The sequence below is a fragment of the Paracoccus xiamenensis genome, from assembly GCF_011308835.1.
GTDB classification, from domain to species: domain Bacteria; phylum Pseudomonadota; class Alphaproteobacteria; order Rhodobacterales; family Rhodobacteraceae; genus Paracoccus; species Paracoccus xiamenensis.
Genome location: NZ_JAAOHY010000006.1, coordinates 14,354 through 29,740, shown reverse-complemented (window position 1 = coordinate 29,740; position 15,387 = coordinate 14,354). Strand labels below are relative to the sequence as shown.

Genomic DNA, 15,387 nt, shown 5'->3' with positions numbered 1-15,387 from the left:
AGGATCAGCAACGAGGACGGCGATGACCGAACCAACACGACTCACGGACTGTGATCGCATCAAGGCGCTCAGCCGCGCCCAGGCGATGATCGAATTTACACTCGATGGCACCATTGTCGACGTAAATGAAACCTTCCTGCATCTGATGGGCTATCGACGTGATGATATCGTCGGTCGGCATCACCGCATCTTTGTGCGGCCGGATTTCGCCAACACCGTCGAATATGCCGATCTTTGGCGTCAGCTCGGCTCTGATGTGGCTGTCACCGGCGAATTTGAACGCGTGACTCGCGACGGCAAGACCGTCTGGATCAATGGCAGCTATGTGCCGCTGAAAGAGGCTGACGGCACGGTCTCGGGCGTTCTGAAAATGGCGAACGACATCACCGCTGAAAAGGCGGCGATCACCAGCTTCATCCAGGGCCTGCGCAAGCTGACAGAAGGGAAACTGAACTTTCGAATGACCGGCGATGTGCCCACCGAATTTCGCATGGTCCGTGACCGGTTGAACCACACGATCGAGAGTTTAGCCATTATGGTGAACGAGATTCGCGAACGTGTGGTGATGATTCACAAGGAAGCTTCGCAGATCGCTCAGGGTGCAGACGACTTGGCGCGCCGCGGCGAAAGCCAGGCCGCCTCGCTCGAACAAACCGTCGCCGCGGTCGAGCAAATCTCGGGGAACACCTCGATGACCAGCACCGCAGCGCAAGAAGTGAACCGCGCCGCGCAAGAGGCCGAAAAGGTTGTCACACACGGCAACGACGTCGTCGCCGATGCAGTGGCCGCAATTGGGCGGATCGAGCAACATACCAAGAGCATGGGCGAATTCACGCGGGTGATCGAGAATTTCGCTTTTCAAACAAACCTGCTGTCGATCAATGCCGCCGTCGAAGCCGCCCGCGCCGGCGAAGTCGGTCGAGGCTTTGCGGTTGTCGCCCAGGAGGTCCGCAACCTCGCCCAGCAATCCGGTAAGGCCTCGCAAAGCATCGCCGAACTGATCGGCAAAAGCGAAGCAGAAGTTCAGGCGGGCGCGGCACTGGTGCGTCAGACCGGCAGCGCGCTGAACGAAATCCAGACTGCCGTACGCGGGGTTGTCGACAACATTTCTGGCGTCGCCCACGCGACGGCCGAACAATCGACCGGTGTGCAGGAAGTGTCTTCCGCGCTTTCGCATCTGGACAGTGTAAACCAGGCCAACCTGTCAATGTCGGAAAGCTATGCCACGGCGGCCGCCTCGCTTTCGGCGCAGGTGAGCGAACTCACCCAGCTGCTGGGAAGATTCGAAACCGAAGCGGTGCAGCCGGGTCGCTCGGGCCTGTCACGCCAGGTCGCCTGACCTGCGACGACAGCCGCGCTCCGCCCGGTCAGCTCGCCGGGCGGCTTCTTCCTCCCCCCTCCGATGAAAAATTCAGGCCTTAACGGCAGCTGCTCGGCGGCCTGCATGCTGCTCCTCTGTAAAACAGTCACAATCCGCGCTTATATCGCTTGAGCCGACCTGGAGGAGCGCATGACCAACGAACCGCAAGACTGGCTCGAGGCCGAGCTGCAGGACTCGCTTGACGAGGATTACGAGCTGGAGCTGGAGGACGCCGTCCTCAGCCGCGAAATCAAGCAGATCTATCGCGACACCCATCCCGATCAGATGGATCGCAAAAAGTACTTCAAGGACCTGCTGCAGCTGCAGTCCGAGCTGATCAAGCTTCAGGACTGGGTCAGCCACTACAAGGAAAAGGTCGTCGTCATTTTCGAGGGCCGCGACAGCGCCGGCAAGGGCGGCGCCATCAAGCGCATCACCCAGCGCCTGAACCCGCGTGTGGCCCGCGTGGTGGCCCTGCCCGCCCCTTCGGATCGCGAAAAGACCCAATGGTACTTCCAGCGCTATGTTCCCCATCTGCCGGCGGGGGGCGAAATCGTCCTGTTCGACCGCAGCTGGTACAACCGCGCCGGGGTCGAGCGAGTGATGGGTTTTGCCAGCGAATCCCAAGTTCAGCAGTTCTTCGACGACGTGCCCGAATTCGAACGCATGCTCGTCCGGTCAGGGATCCGGCTGGTAAAATACTGGTTCTCTGTCACCGACGAAGAACAGCAGATGCGCTTTCTGATGCGCATCCATGACCCGATGAAACAATGGAAACTGTCGCCGATGGACCTGCAATCGCGCATCCGCTGGGAGGCCTATACCAAAGCGAAGGAGGAGATGTTCGAGCGCACGAACATCCCCGAAGCGCCCTGGTACATCGTCCCCGGCAATGACAAGCGACGCGCGCGGCTCAATTGCATGGACCACCTGCTGTCGCTGATGCCCTATACCGAAGTCCCGCACGAGGACATCGCGCTGCCAGAACGTGTCTTCAACCCCGATTACGAACGCGATGTGCTTCCCCGAGATCTCTATGTCCCACAGAAATACTGACACGACCGGCAGGTTCCCGCCGCCGATACCGGCGGCGGCTATCCGCCTGACGGCGCGTAATGTCGGGCCGATACGTGTTGTTATTTCAATGCCAAAGCGTATGATTTGCCAATGTTCCGCAATCTGATGTCCCGCCTATTTGGTCAGGAAGCCCCGTCCGCCCCGTTGAGGGGCCAGGACGCCGAGGTCGCCTTGGCTGCACTTCTGGTTCGTATCGCCCGTGCGGACGAACGCTATTCGCAGGCGGAGGTCGCGCGAATCGACCAGATTCTTGCCCGCCGTCGCGGCCTCGATTCGACCGAAGCAGCCGAGCGGCGCGCCGCCGCCGAGATGATTGAGGCAGAAGCCCCCGATACCGTGCGCTTTACCCGGCTGATCAAGGACCGCATCGCGCTGGAAGATCGCAGCGATATCATCGCCGCGCTTTGGGAAATCGCCTATGCCGACGGCGCCCGCAGCGCCGAAGAGGAGTCGCTGGTCCGGCTGGTCTCGGGCCTTCTGGGCATTAACGACCGCGATTCAGGCCTGATCCGCCAACGCGTGATGGCAGACCTGGGGCTCGCAGAAAGCTGACCCGGCGCAGGTCCCCGATCCGCCATTAACCTGCGGACATGGCGCAAAATTTTCCTCTGACACCCAAGCGGACAAATGGCGCGGCCCTTGCCCGCCGGCATCCGGACAAACAGCGCCCCGGATGCCCGCCCGCTTCACACCGCTGCGCCGTTGTCTGGCACGCGTTGAATGTCACACCGGCGCAGGGCCGCGCACAGCATCGCGCGCCCCCTCGGGTCAGTTGAGTTTGACGAACAACAGGCGTATCAGCGGATAACTGATCGTTCGGCAGATCTGGGCGCATCACCGAAATCTAGCGGAATCCAAGCCAGAATGCGCCAATACCTCTCCAAGCTCAAATCCGCGTCGCGCAGCCTTCTGGACGGCAATCTGTTCGGCCTTCCGAAGCGGGATCTGGAAGCAGGGCTGCTGGGACAGAAGCCTTTCATGCTGACGGTGGAAGATGGCGTCGTCCCGCTGAGCTTTCGCCGGGGCACCACCGACACCCTGATCGTCAATTTTCACGGTGCGGTCGACAAGACCAGGCGCACGCTTCCGGTTTTTCCACAGCATAACCGTTTTAACGCACCATCCCCGCATCAGCTGGCGATTTCGGATCCGACAATGCTGGTCGAAGGCGATTTCGGCGTCTGCTGGTATGCCGGCCATGAAGGCTTCGACACCCAGGCCGCGATCCTGCGGATCATCGCCGATTGCCTGCCCATCCTGAAGGTCCAGCAGGTGATTTTCATGGGTGGCTCGGCTGGCGGGTTTGCCGCGCTGCATGCCTCTTTCCATTTCGCGGACAGCTATGCCGTTGTTGCCGGCGCGCAGACCAATCTCGACCGATACAGCCTTAGCCGGAAGCCCGGCTATCGCAAGGCAGTCTGGCCGAGCCTGCCCCCGAAATCGCCGCTGGCCGAGGTAACAGGGGCGAACCTGTGCAAGCTTTACGACACGCCAATGACGAACAATGTCGTCATGCTGTATTCGGCCGGTGACAGCGTCCATGTTGAAAAGCACATGCTGCCCTTCGCGGCCGTCATGGCGCGGCACCCATCGGACCGCTTTGTTCTGGAATCCGGCTTTTGGGGGGTCGAGGGGCATTCGGGCGCCGTCCCACCGCTGTTGTTGAACGATTGGCTGCGCGCGATCATCCGCAACCCCGGCGCCTCGCCCACCAGCCTTTTGCCCTATGTCCATGAGATTCGGATCGCGCGCGGGGTCGCGCCCGGCGAAAAGGGAAGCTTCGTCATCAGCGATGATCCCGAAGAAGCCAAGCCCGCCGCGCCCCCCCCCAAGGCTGCCGCCGGCTTTGCACAGCGCGATGTTGAAACCGCGGCGCGGCTGGCGAAACTGATGGCGGGGCCGGGTGGACCCAAATGACGACCTGCTCTGGCGCAGCGGCCGGCCTGCCGAACCTTCTCCGCACGCCTGAAACCAGAGGCCGCATGCCCGATGTTTGACCGTTCCCGCAAGAACCTGATCGATAGCGGCCAGTTCGATGCAGAGTGGTATGGCAGCATCTATCCCGATGTCAGACTGTCCGGCATCGACCCCGCGCGGCATTTCCTGCGCTATGGCCAGCGGCTTGGCCGCGATCCCGGGCCCGGCTTTTCGACAAGCTTCGTGCGTGGGGTCTTCCACCTGCCCGAACGACATGATCCCGTGGCCGCACTTGCCCGTGCGCGTCTTTCCGATCGCAAGGCGGATGGCGACGTAATCCTGCTGGAGGCGGGGCGCGTCGCCGATGACGGACGGCCCGATCTGGCGATTGCGCTGGCGGAAGAATGGCTGCCGCCCAGGTTGCGCGACACCGCCCTGCTACTGCGGGCCAATGCTGCATTGGACAATGGCGATCGCGACGGCTGGCTGATCCATCTGAATGATTATCTGCGAGGACAGGATGTCGCCCCGCTGCAACTGACCGGAACGGGCGCGTTGTTCGACCAGTTCCGCGCCCCGGTTCCGCGTCCTCCGGTGACCGATGGGCCGCTGGTCTCGGTGCTGATGCCGGCCTGGAATGCCGAAGACACGATCGAGATGGCGGCGCGGTCGATCCTGGCCCAGACTTGGCAGCGCTTGGAGCTGCTGATCGTGGACGATGCCAGCACCGACGGCACCTGGGCCGTTCTGCAACGCCTGGCGGCCGAAGATCCCCGCGTTCGGGTTTTCCGCAGCGAGGTCAATGGCGGCCCTTACCTATGCAAGAACATTGCCCTGACGCAGTCGCTGGGCGCATGGATCACCGGGCATGATGCCGATGACTGGGCCCATCCCGAACGGATCGAGCGGCAGGTGCGTTACTGCCTCGACAACAACACACCGGCCTGCATGTCAGGCATGTTGCGGATCTCGGGCGATGGCCGGCTGGTGCGCTTCAACCCGATCGGCGGCAACGTGATCGACGGGGCGCTGCGCAATGCCTTCATCTCGTTGATGGTCGATGCGCAGGTCATGCACGGGGCCTTGGGACACTGGGACGAGGCGCGCGTCGGCGCCGATTCCGAATTGCTGCACCGGCTGCAGCATATTCGGGGCCGAGATGTGCCGACGGTCCCGAAGGTGACCATGTTGTGCTATGACAACCCCGCCGGGCTGACCAACAACGCGACGCTGGGGCATTCCGAAACCGGGGGCGTTTCGCAGCATCGCCGCAAATACAAGAAATCATTCATGAAATTCCACGCGACCCTGACACCGGACAATGCTCGCCTTGAATTTCCACAGGCGCAAAGGCGGTTCATCGCGCCGTCGGAAATCCTCAATGCAGGCGGCAATGTCGCGGCGATGGTGCAGGCGCATCTGGCGAAGGGGCTGCGGCTGCGCCGTGATATCGAGGCCGATGTCGTCGTGATCACGAATCTGGCCTTCAAGGGCGGAAACACCTCATCGACGCTGGACGAGGTAGACTGGCTGCTGGCACAGGGCCTGAATGTAAAGATCATCCACGCGCCCACCCCTCGCGACGCCGCCCGCAGCTTGGCCGAACGGGCGCGCGCCTATTCGGACCTGATTGTGAACTGGGCGCGGGTCGGCGATGTGCGCGCGCATGTGGCCATTGTGCGCCACCCGGTCGCCGCCACCTCGGCCGCGTTCAGGTCCATGGCGGATCGTGTCACCGCCGATCACGCCTTTGTGGTCATCAACAACTCGTTGAAACTGTCGGATGGCCGGCCCGCTTACCGGCTGGACCAATTGGTCGAAAGCGTCGGCCGCATGCAGGCAGGCAGCCTGGAATTCTGCCCGATCAGCGGCGTCATCCGCGATGAGATGCGTGCCGAGGCCGACCAGCTTGGCATCACCCTGCCGCTGTCGCGGCTGGACTGGCTGCCAACGATGGATGCCGCGCAATATGGGCGGCCGCTCAAGCCGGTTTCGGCGGCCCCCTTCATCATCGGCCGCCATGCCCGCGACGGCGCGGAAAAATGGGACCCGAACCCCAAGGCGCTGCGCGCCGCCTATCCCGACAGCCCGGATTTCAGGGTCGAGATCCTAGGCGGTGCCGGTCACCCCCGCAAGATCCTGGGCGACCTGCCCCAGAACTGGACGGTGCATCCGTTTGGCAGCATCGCCCCCGAGGATTACCTGCCGGGCCTGGATGCCTATGTCTATTTCCCGCATCCCGATCTGGTCGAGGCCTTCGGCCGTTCCATCGCCGAGGCGATGCTGGCGGGCGTCCCCGTCATCCTGCCGCCGCAATTCCGTTCAACCTTCGGGGATCTGGCCTTCTATGCCGCGCCCGATCAGGTTGCGCCGCTGGTGCGTGCGATGGCTGCTGACGGCGCAGGCCGGGCCGCGTTCCTGACCGCTGTGCGCGCCACCTGCGCCCGGCGGCATGCCCGCGAAGGCATCTTCTGGCGTCTGGCGGGCACCCGCTTCGGGGCCGAGGCCGGCACCGAGGCCGATCCTGCATTGCAAGGCAGCCTTCCGCCCGAGGCCGCAGCCTGGGCCCAGGCCGTCAGGTCGGCGGTGGGGCCAGCCTAGTCTGGCCTAGCCTTCCTCATCGTAATCCGGCAGGTCCTCTGGCTCGGCATCGACACCCATATTCGTCAGGTGCTGCTGGATGGCGTCATTCAGCCGCGAATAATAGGTCAGCTTGCCGTTTTCCAGCACCGCGCCGGAAATGCACAGCCTGCGCAACCCACTGATGGAATGCGACACCACGATGGCAGAGGCGGTTTCCAGCCGCTCGGCCAGCAGCTCGTTACAGCGTTGCCGGAAGGCAGCATCGCCGACCGCGGTAATTTCGTCGATCAGATAGGTGTCGAAGGGCACCGACATCGAACAGGCGAAGGCCAGCCGCGACCGCATCCCCGACGAATAGCTGCGATAGGGAAGCCGGAAATGTACGCCCAACTCGGCGAATTTTTCTACGAAATCACAGACCTCCTCGGTGTCCAGCCCATAGATCCGGGCAACGAAGCGGACGTTCTGTTCACCCGTCAGGTCGCGGTGGAAGGATCCGGCAAAGCCGACCGGCCATGAAATGCTGCCGGTCGACAGGATGCTGCCCGAGGACGGCTCGATCCGGCCTGCGATCATGTTCAGAAGCGTCGACTTGCCGGCACCATTGCGGCCCAGCAGGCCCACCGCGCGACCGGTCGGAAAGGTCACGTTGATGTCGTTCGCAACCACCTTCGAGCGGCCGTTCACATGGAAGGTTTTGTTCAGGTTTTCCAGACGAACCATGACGGGAACTCAGCGGCGGTCACGGATGCTGTAATAGGTCATGACGCCGATCAGCCAGGTCAGCAACAGGAAGCCCGTGACCAGCCCCAACAGCTTTGCCCGTTCGGGATATTCGGGCTCTACCGCGATGGTCGGGGTGACATACTGGGCCAGATACAGCGTCTGGCGGTCGGATTGCGCCCGCGCCAGATCATAGGCGGATTTGGCCACCGCATAGGCGCTTTCGGCATATTGGCGATCGACTTCGAGGATCTCGTAACGGCTGACGATATTCGCCGTCGAGCTGCTGTCGGTCGAGCTGCTTTCGTCACCGATCTTGGCGCGTTCCTCGTCGATCTGCTGGTTGATGATTTCGACGCGCAGTTCAGCCTGCGCAATGCGCGGATCCCCCGATTGGGCATTGGCCTTCAGCATGCCCGCCTGCACCATTGCATCGGCCAGCTGCTGTTGCAGCGAGGTCAGCACCCCTTCCTGTCCGCCCACAAAGGCGGTTGGGTCGACGATATTGTTCTGCGACCGGAAGGTCTGCACGGCGGCACGCGCCTCTTTCAGGCGCTGCAGCGAGTTGTTCAGGTCTTCTTCGGCATAGCGCAGGGTATCGCGGCGGGCGACGGCGTTCAGCTGGTTGATAACGCGCTGGCTTTCGTCAATGATCGTCTGCGCGATCAGCTGCGCGTCGACCGGGTCAAAGGCCGTGACCCGCATGTCCAGCATCCCCTGATCGTAGAACAGCTTCACATTCTGGTTCCAATAGCGCACCAGATCTTCGGGCGTCGGGCCGTCATTATAGCTGAAAACCCAATCCTGTGGCTGCTTGGACCACAGCTCGCGCAGGTTCACACGTTCGTTGACGCGGTCTACCAGACTGCGGCTCTGGATGAACTTGTACAGGATATTGGTTTCCTGACCGTCACCCTGCACCATGGACAAAATCCCGCCGATCCCTTCGGTGGGCATGCCGACAGTCGACTGTTCGCTGCGGACCAGAAAACCCGCATAGGAGGCGTATTTGTCTGCCGCCACCCCCCACAGGTAAGAGGCGGTTACCGCAACAGGCCCGACCACCCAAAGCACAAAGCTGAGCGCGACCAGAATGTGACGCGTGCGGAAGCGTGCAGCACCCGGACGGCCGAAATGTGTCGTACCGCGTTGCAGGCTTTTGGCCAGCTTGTTCTTCGTGTTTGGCGCGGTCGCGGAAGTATCCTGCGATTCGAGATTGCTTGCGGTGCTCATGGTATGCCTGTCAGATGGCCCCAGAACGCGGCCTTGCCTATCCTGCGCCTTTATTAAACTATTGCCCCCGAGATACCAGTCCGCTTGGGCTATCCGCGTTCACACTTGTCTGATAGACCCCCGCACCTACGAATCAACGGCACAGACACGATGTCTTCAACACCGCATCAGGGCGAGCAGGCGCTCAAGCCTGTCAATACGATCAGTCGCCGCTTTCCGACCTTCCGGTCGGTCACCGCGCTGATGATGCGCGAGATGTCGACAACCTATGGCCGCAGCATGGGTGGCTATATCTGGATCGTCATCGAGCCGGTTGCCGGGATCATCCTGCTGACGCTGCTGTTTTCCGCCGTACTGCGGACGCCGCCGATCGGGGTGAACTTTGCCATCTTCTACGCGACGGGGATGGTGCCCTTCATGTATTACAACAGCCTCGCGGGCAAGATCGCGCAGGCGATCCAGTTCTCGCGGCCGCTGCTGGTCTATCCGGCGGTGACGCTGATCGACGCGTTGATCGCGCGCGCGATCGTCACCTGCCTGACCGGGCTGCTGGTCGGCTATGTGATCTTCTTCTCGATCATGACGCTGAACGAGACGCGGACCAATCCGCAATTGCTGGTGATCGGGCAGGCCTATCTGATGGCCACGGTATTCGGGCTGGGCGTTGGAACGATGAACAGCTTTCTGTTCGCGCGTTTTCCCAGCTGGCAAACCATCTGGTCCGTCATCAACCGCCCGATGCTGCTGATTTCCTGCGTCATCTTTATCTATGACGACGTGCCACAGCCCTATGACGACATGCTGTGGTGGAACCCCATCGTTCATATCGTGGGCGAGATGCGGCGTGGCTTCTATCTGAATTATCCCGGTCAGTATGTCAGCCCGCTCTATGTCTATTCGGTCAGCTTCATTCTGCTGACGTTGGGTCTGGCACTGCTGCTGCGATATCATCGGAAGATTCTCTATGAATGGTGATCGCCCCAGTTCCCAGCCCGTCGGGGCAAGCGGCGGCGCGCCTGAAACCGATCCGCTTCAGGCCGAGGTCGAGGCTCTGCGCGCCGAGGTTCTGCGCCTGCGCCGGCAGGAACGCCGCCACCTGCAGGAACTCGCCCAGTTCGCCCGCATGGCCGAAGGGAAACGTCTCGGGATTCCGCAGATCCGCACCTTTTTCGGCCGCCTCCGGTCGCGGGCGGTCGCATTTGCGAAGCGTCTGCGGCGTGCGATCGTGGCTCGGCTGCCGGGACGGCTGAAGGCAACGCTGCGCCGGCTGCAGACGCGTTACCTTCCCTGAGCCGACACGCAGATGAAGAAAGCCATCGGCAAATCCCTGCGGATCCTGCGCTATGAAGGTCTGACCGGGCTTTTGCGGCGGCTGCGCTATCGCCCCAAGATCAACCCCGACGACATCCCGCCCACGCCCCAGTTGGCTGGGACTATCGGCCTGATCGACCACGGCTATCCGGCCCTTACCGCGATGGTCACCCGCTTCCTTGCGTCGCATGGGATCACCGCCCAACCGGACCCGGTCGCCGAACAGCCGACGCTGCATATCGGCTGGCCCACCGCCACGCCCGAGGCGATCCGCCAGGGCGATATCTTGCTGGCGGGGCCGGACGACCACGATCTGCCGATGGATGCGCCCGAAATTGCGCTTCTGGCGCTGATCCTCGACCATGATCCCGACCGGATCCGGCAATGGGAACAGCGCCCAACCGGTTATCCCCATCGGATCGTACTGCCACCACTGCCCCCCGCCGCGGCAGCGCCGCAGGCCTGGCAGGACTATGCCCAGCACAACGATCTGGCGCTTCGCCGCTGCCTGTTCTTCTGCGACTGGATCCCCGCCGACCAGATCGATTTCACCCCCGTCCTGCGCTCGGCCCCCCTGCCCTTGCAGCTGTGCCTGAGCCTGCCGGAAACCCCCAGCCGGACCGCCGCCTATCGCGCCAGCGCCAGCAGCGACGACCTCGTGATCGATGCGCTGCTGCGGCTGCCGGGCTGGACGGGAACGGCCTATAGCTATCAGCGGCTGGCGCGGGCGGCGCTGGATCTCGGGCATTCCGAGATGCTGGTCTTTCAGGACGATTGCGCCTTTGACGACCGCCTGCGCGATCTGCTGCCGATGATCCGAGAGCTGATGGCCGAAACCGGTGCCGACATGTTTGCGGGCATCGTGACCGATGCGGACGCCTCGGTTCGGGTCCGCAAGGTGATCCGGCGCGACGGGCTGGACTTTGCGATCCTGAACAAAAGCGTTGGGCTGACCTTCAATATCTTCGGCCGCCGAGCACTGGAACGGCTGGCGTCATGGGACGAGGTGACCCATCGCGGCCAGACCATCGACCGCTTCCTGTCCCAGACCCAGGACCTGACCGTCCTGACTTCGGTGCCCTATCTGGCCCGGCATCGCAGCGATCTGGTTTCGACGCTGTGGTATTTCAGCAATGCACGCTATGACCGTATGATACACACCAGTGAACGGCGGCTGCGCCGGCGCATGAAAGACAGCCGGAAAACGGGCGGCGCGGCCTAGCCCGGCATGCGGCCTTGCCGCGCGTGCCCCGGTTGATCTTAGATTAATCTGTCAAACCTGCAGATGCAGAAAAAGCGCAGCGGCAGCGTCACGCCGTCCCGGTCTTGCCTGGGTCAATCCAACAACCAACACGAAATTACAAAGACTTACCAACATAACTTGCCCTGATACCAAGCTGGACAGTATATGTTGGCCTTACGGCCGTTAGCCGCTGGTCAAAGGCGGTGCCCGCGCTGGCGGGTTGCCAACCTTGCGCCGTGGGTTTACGCGAATCCCAGCAACAAATCAGGGCTTAGACTAAATGAACATCGAAGACGCCCGTATCGCCGTGATCGGCCTCGGCTATGTCGGCCTTCCGCTCGCGAACGAATTCGGCAAGGTCTACCCAACCGTGGGCCTCGACACCAACAAGACACGCATCGAAGAACTGCGCCGCGGCATCGACCGGACAGGCGAGATCGAGAGCCTGGCAGATGCCAAGCACTTGACCTTCAGCGCAGATGTCGAAGACATCCGCGACTGCAACGTCTACATTGTGGCAGTACCGACGCCGATCGACGCCAACAAGCTGCCGGACCTGTCGCCGCTGATCGGCGCCTCGGAAACCGTGGCCAAGGTGATCAGCCCCGGCGACGTCGTCATCTATGAATCGACCGTCTACCCCGGCGCCACCGAGGAAGCCTGTCTGCCAGTGATCGAGGCGCGCACCGGTATGGTGTTCAACCGCGATTTCTACGCCGGCTACAGCCCCGAGCGTATCAACCCCGGCGACAAGGACCGCCCGATCAGCAGTATCCTGAAAGTCACCTCGGGCTCGACCCCCGAAGTGGCCGATTACGTCGATGCGCTGTATGCCTCGATCATCAAGGCCGGTACTTTCAAGGCCAGCTCGATCCGCGTCGCAGAGGCCTCGAAAGTGATCGAGAACACCCAGCGCGACGTTAACATCGCCCTCATCAACGAGCTGTCGATCGTCTTCTCGCGTCTGGGTATCGACACGGCCGAGGTGATCGCCGCCGCCGCGACGAAGTGGAACTTCATGCGCCTTCAGCCCGGTCTGGTGGGCGGTCACTGCATCGGCGTCGACCCCTATTACCTGCTGCACCGCGCCTCGAAGGCGGGGCATATCCCCGACATCATCCGCATCTCGCGCGAGATCAATGACGGCATGGCCCGCAACATCGCGCAGCGCCTTGTCCGCGCGATGGGCGCACGCGACATGAAGTTCAACGGCGCGAACGTGCTGGTGCTGGGCGCCACCTTCAAGGAAAACTGCCCGGACATCCGCAACACCAAGGTTGTCGATCTGGTCAACGCGTTGCAGGAATGGAACCTGAATGTCGACCTGCACGATCCGCATGCGAGCCCCGAAGAAATGACCGAGGAATATGGCGTCACCTTGGCGGAACCCCGCAAGGGAGCCTATGACGTGGCCATCCTGGCCGTGCCGCACGCCGAATTCGTGCAGGGCGGTGCCGATGCGATCCGCGGCTATCTGGCGCCCGGCGGCATATTGTTCGACATGAAGGCGGTGTTCCCGAAAGAACAAAGCGAGCTGCGCCTGTAAGGCGCAGCAAGACGTCGGACAGGCAAAATGCAGAGCGATGTGAAACTGTATCGCGAGATAACGTCGGAGGCACAGGCAGCCCTTGCCGAGTCCGGCGTCTTCGACGCCACCTGGTATAGCGACCGCTATCCCGATGTGGCGCTGTCGGGAATGGACCCGTGGGACCATTTCCGCACGGTCGGTTTCATGCTGGGCCGCGATCCGGGACCACGGTTCAGCGAAAGCTTTCACCAATTCGCCAATCCCCGGCTGGCCAAGTCAAAGGCCAGTGCGCTTATGCAAAGCCTTGGCGGCACGCCGGCAGAGGTTGAACAACGCCGCATATTGCAGGCGGCCAGCCATCTGCAAGACATCGGCGAGGCTGATCTGGCCGAGAAGTTGCTGCACAAGCACCTGCCCGCGGAGCTGGCCTATTCCGCCGCGATCCTGCGCGCCAATGCGGCGCTGGCAACGGGGGACGAAGACAGCTGGCTGCAGCATCTGAACGCCTATCTGCAGCACGACAGCGGCATCGCACCGCTGCGCCTGACGCCGGGCCTTGGGGCGATGACCTCGCGGCTGGCCACGGCCGAGTTGCGCAAGCAAAGCGGTGGCCCGCTGGTCAGCGTCATCATGCCGGCCTGGAACGCGGCCGCGACCGTCGAAGGTGCGGCGCGCTCGATCCTGAACCAAACCTGGCAGAATATCGAACTGCTGATCGTCGATGATTGCAGCAGCGACAACACATGGCAGGTGCTGCAAAAGATCGCGGCGTCGGACGACCGGGTGAAGATCCGCCGCAACACCTATAATGTCGGCCCTTATGTGTCGAAGAACTTGGCGCTACGGGATGCGAAGGGGGAATGGGTCACCGGGCAGGACGCCGACGACTGGTCGCATCCGCAGCGCATCGAGCGTCATCTGGGCAAGTTCCAGAAACTTGGCCGCCCAGTCCTGGCCGGGCTGACCTATATGATCCGCATCCTGCCTTCTGGACGGTTCGGCCATATCGGGCCGATCAGCGGCTTCTCGGTGGACGGGGTAAAGCGGAAGTCCTCGATTTCTTGCCTTTTCCACCGCGCGACGATGATGGATAGGCTGGGCTATTGGGATTCGGTCCGCTTCGGCGCTGACAGCGAAATGATCGCACGAACCATGCAGCTGCTGGGCGATGCCTATGCCGACCTGCCGATGATCTCGATGGTCTGCCTTGACCTCGAGACCAGCTTGACCAACCATGCGGAATTCGGTGTCAGCAAGACCACCGGCATCTCGCCCGTGCGGGCAAGTTTCCGCGATGCCTGGGACAGCTGGCACAAGTCCAACTTCGCCGAGAGCGGGCCCTATGTCCCGTTCCCGATGGTCAATCGCCGCTATGCCGCACCGGCAGAAATGGTGGTTCCGCTTGCTCATGTGGAGGGCAATCTGTGAACGTAAGGCCTGAACGCCCCCCGCTTCCGCAGCTTCCGCTGGAACAAGGGCTGGACAGCCGCCAGCCTTTCTATTGTACCGATGCCGGCGGCAAGGTGCCGATGCGTCTGGCGCGCAAAACCGGGTCAAAGACGCTGTATATCAGCTTTCACGGCGCCATCGACCGCGCCAAACGTGCGACCCCGATCTTCATGCCGGTCATGCCGATGACGGGCGAGCCAGCAAACCAGCTGATGATCGCCGATCCGGGGATGGAGGGCACGGGCAATTTCACCCTTGCCTGGTATGCCGGTTACGAAGGCTTTCCCGCGCAAGAGGTACTGCTGGACCTCATCAAGCGCGCGATCGCCTATCTGGATATCGAACATGTCGTCTTCATGGGCAGCTCGGGCGGCGGTTTCGCCAGCCTGTTCTATTCCTGGCATATTCCCGGCAGCACCTGCCTCGCCGTTTCCCCGCAAACCGACATCCGCAGGTACTATTCGGGTCATGGCGGCCGATACACCGCCGCCTGCTGGCCCTCTCTGCCCGGCGTCGAAGCACTGGGAGAGGTGATTTGCGCCGATGTCGTCGCACTTTACCGGCAGGCGGTGCCGAACACGGTGGTTCTGCTGCATTCGACGGGAGATCAGTTCCACCTGAAGCAGCATGTGGCGCCGCTGGTCGACGCCATTTCTGCGCACGGCAAATCCCGCCTCATTCTGCAATGCGGCTATTGGGGGATCCCGGACCATTCCAATTCCGTGCCAGTCGCTTTGGCGACACAGTGGCTGAACACCGTCATCAACAACCCCGGCGCATCCGTCCCGGAACTGCTGACCGCCTGGCATGCCGAATATGGCACCGCCCCTGCCGCGTCAGGGCCACCGGCCGCTGCACCGGCCGCCGCACCGGCCAAACCCGGCCCGGCCAAGACCTTCGGCGGCGACGACTTGCGTCTGGCGAATGCGCTGACCACATCCATGCTGGCAGAGAGGTGAAGAC

Annotated in this window: 13 protein-coding genes; 11 read left to right on the top strand and 2 right to left on the bottom strand. The window is 62.4% G+C overall.

Annotated features, from left to right (window positions below):
• Positions 1–22 precede the first annotated feature (22 nt).
• The 5 genes from G7044_RS12945 to G7044_RS12925 all read left to right on the top strand — a co-directional run bounded on the left by G7044_RS12945 (position 23) and on the right by G7044_RS12925 (position 6,955).
• Positions 23–1,339, top strand: coding sequence for a methyl-accepting chemotaxis protein (locus tag G7044_RS12945; RefSeq protein ID WP_166329523.1), 1,317 nt, complete (start codon positions 23–25; stop codon positions 1,337–1,339).
• A 171-nt stretch (positions 1,340–1,510) separates the two neighbouring features.
• On the top strand, positions 1,511–2,416 hold the full coding sequence (gene ppk2 / locus G7044_RS12940) for a polyphosphate kinase 2 (RefSeq protein ID WP_166329521.1): 906 nt from the start codon (positions 1,511–1,513) through the stop codon (positions 2,414–2,416).
• Between the two features lie 111 nt (positions 2,417–2,527).
• Positions 2,528–2,989, top strand: coding sequence for a tellurite resistance TerB family protein (locus tag G7044_RS12935; RefSeq protein ID WP_166329519.1), 462 nt, complete (start codon positions 2,528–2,530; stop codon positions 2,987–2,989).
• A 312-nt stretch (positions 2,990–3,301) separates the two neighbouring features.
• Complete coding sequence (locus tag G7044_RS12930; protein WP_166329517.1) at positions 3,302–4,354, top strand: hypothetical protein; 1,053 nt, start codon at positions 3,302–3,304, stop codon at positions 4,352–4,354.
• Between the two features lie 72 nt (positions 4,355–4,426).
• The gene (locus G7044_RS12925) at positions 4,427–6,955 is read left to right on the top strand and encodes a glycosyltransferase (RefSeq protein ID WP_207630297.1); all 2,529 of its coding nucleotides are present in this window, start codon (positions 4,427–4,429) and stop codon (positions 6,953–6,955) included.
• A 6-nt stretch (positions 6,956–6,961) separates the two neighbouring features.
• On the opposite strand, the gene G7044_RS12920 is transcribed toward G7044_RS12925, so the two are convergent.
• Both G7044_RS12920 and G7044_RS12915 read right to left on the bottom strand, forming a co-directional pair.
• Positions 6,962–7,660, bottom strand: coding sequence for an ABC transporter ATP-binding protein (locus G7044_RS12920; protein ID WP_166329515.1), 699 nt, complete (start codon positions 7,658–7,660; stop codon positions 6,962–6,964).
• Positions 7,661–7,669: 9 nt separating this feature from the next.
• Positions 7,670–8,893, bottom strand: a complete 1,224-nt coding sequence (locus tag G7044_RS12915) for a hypothetical protein (RefSeq protein WP_166329513.1) — start codon at positions 8,891–8,893, stop codon at positions 7,670–7,672.
• Between the two features lie 150 nt (positions 8,894–9,043).
• Here G7044_RS12915 and G7044_RS12910 point away from each other — a divergent pair, with 150 nt between their 5' ends.
• From G7044_RS12910 to G7044_RS12885, 6 genes are all read left to right on the top strand, one after another.
• Positions 9,044–9,868: an ABC transporter permease gene (locus tag G7044_RS12910; RefSeq protein ID WP_166329511.1), complete on the top strand. Its 825-nt coding sequence runs from the start codon at positions 9,044–9,046 to the stop codon at positions 9,866–9,868.
• Positions 9,858–10,184 (top strand): nucleotide exchange factor GrpE, encoded by a 327-nt coding sequence (locus G7044_RS12905; protein ID WP_166329509.1) that lies wholly within the window; start codon positions 9,858–9,860, stop codon positions 10,182–10,184. The genes G7044_RS12910 and G7044_RS12905 overlap by 11 nt, the downstream gene beginning before the upstream one ends.
• A 12-nt stretch (positions 10,185–10,196) precedes the next feature.
• Positions 10,197–11,426: a hypothetical protein gene (locus G7044_RS12900; RefSeq protein ID WP_166329507.1), complete on the top strand. Its 1,230-nt coding sequence runs from the start codon at positions 10,197–10,199 to the stop codon at positions 11,424–11,426.
• A gap of 301 nt (positions 11,427–11,727) precedes the next feature.
• Positions 11,728–12,993, top strand: coding sequence for a nucleotide sugar dehydrogenase (locus G7044_RS12895; RefSeq protein ID WP_166329505.1), 1,266 nt, complete (start codon positions 11,728–11,730; stop codon positions 12,991–12,993).
• Positions 12,994–13,020: 27 nt separating this feature from the next.
• Positions 13,021–14,403: a glycosyltransferase family 2 protein gene (locus tag G7044_RS12890; protein ID WP_166329503.1), complete on the top strand. Its 1,383-nt coding sequence runs from the start codon at positions 13,021–13,023 to the stop codon at positions 14,401–14,403.
• A complete protein-coding gene (locus G7044_RS12885; protein WP_166329501.1) occupies positions 14,400–15,383 on the top strand; it encodes a hypothetical protein in 984 nt (327 codons plus the stop codon). The genes G7044_RS12890 and G7044_RS12885 overlap by 4 nt, the downstream gene beginning before the upstream one ends.
• Positions 15,384–15,387 lie beyond the last annotated feature (4 nt).

Bases quoted from the DNA above. Each gene is read 5' to 3' on its own strand.
- G7044_RS12945 (WP_166329523.1), top strand. From the start codon at position 23: ATGACCGAACCAACACGACTCACGGACTGTGATCGCATCAAGGCGCTC.
- ppk2 (WP_166329521.1), top strand. From the start codon at position 1,511: ATGACCAACGAACCGCAAGACTGGCTCGAGGCCGAGCTGCAGGACTCG.
- G7044_RS12935 (WP_166329519.1), top strand. From the start codon at position 2,528: ATGTTCCGCAATCTGATGTCCCGCCTATTTGGTCAGGAAGCCCCGTCC.
- G7044_RS12930 (WP_166329517.1), top strand. From the start codon at position 3,302: ATGCGCCAATACCTCTCCAAGCTCAAATCCGCGTCGCGCAGCCTTCTG.
- G7044_RS12925 (WP_207630297.1), top strand. From the start codon at position 4,427: ATGTTTGACCGTTCCCGCAAGAACCTGATCGATAGCGGCCAGTTCGAT.
- G7044_RS12920 (WP_166329515.1), bottom strand. From the start codon at position 7,660: ATGGTTCGTCTGGAAAACCTGAACAAAACCTTCCATGTGAACGGCCGC.
- G7044_RS12915 (WP_166329513.1), bottom strand. From the start codon at position 8,893: ATGAGCACCGCAAGCAATCTCGAATCGCAGGATACTTCCGCGACCGCG.
- G7044_RS12910 (WP_166329511.1), top strand. From the start codon at position 9,044: ATGTCTTCAACACCGCATCAGGGCGAGCAGGCGCTCAAGCCTGTCAAT.
- G7044_RS12905 (WP_166329509.1), top strand. From the start codon at position 9,858: ATGAATGGTGATCGCCCCAGTTCCCAGCCCGTCGGGGCAAGCGGCGGC.
- G7044_RS12900 (WP_166329507.1), top strand. From the start codon at position 10,197: ATGAAGAAAGCCATCGGCAAATCCCTGCGGATCCTGCGCTATGAAGGT.
- G7044_RS12895 (WP_166329505.1), top strand. From the start codon at position 11,728: ATGAACATCGAAGACGCCCGTATCGCCGTGATCGGCCTCGGCTATGTC.
- G7044_RS12890 (WP_166329503.1), top strand. From the start codon at position 13,021: ATGCAGAGCGATGTGAAACTGTATCGCGAGATAACGTCGGAGGCACAG.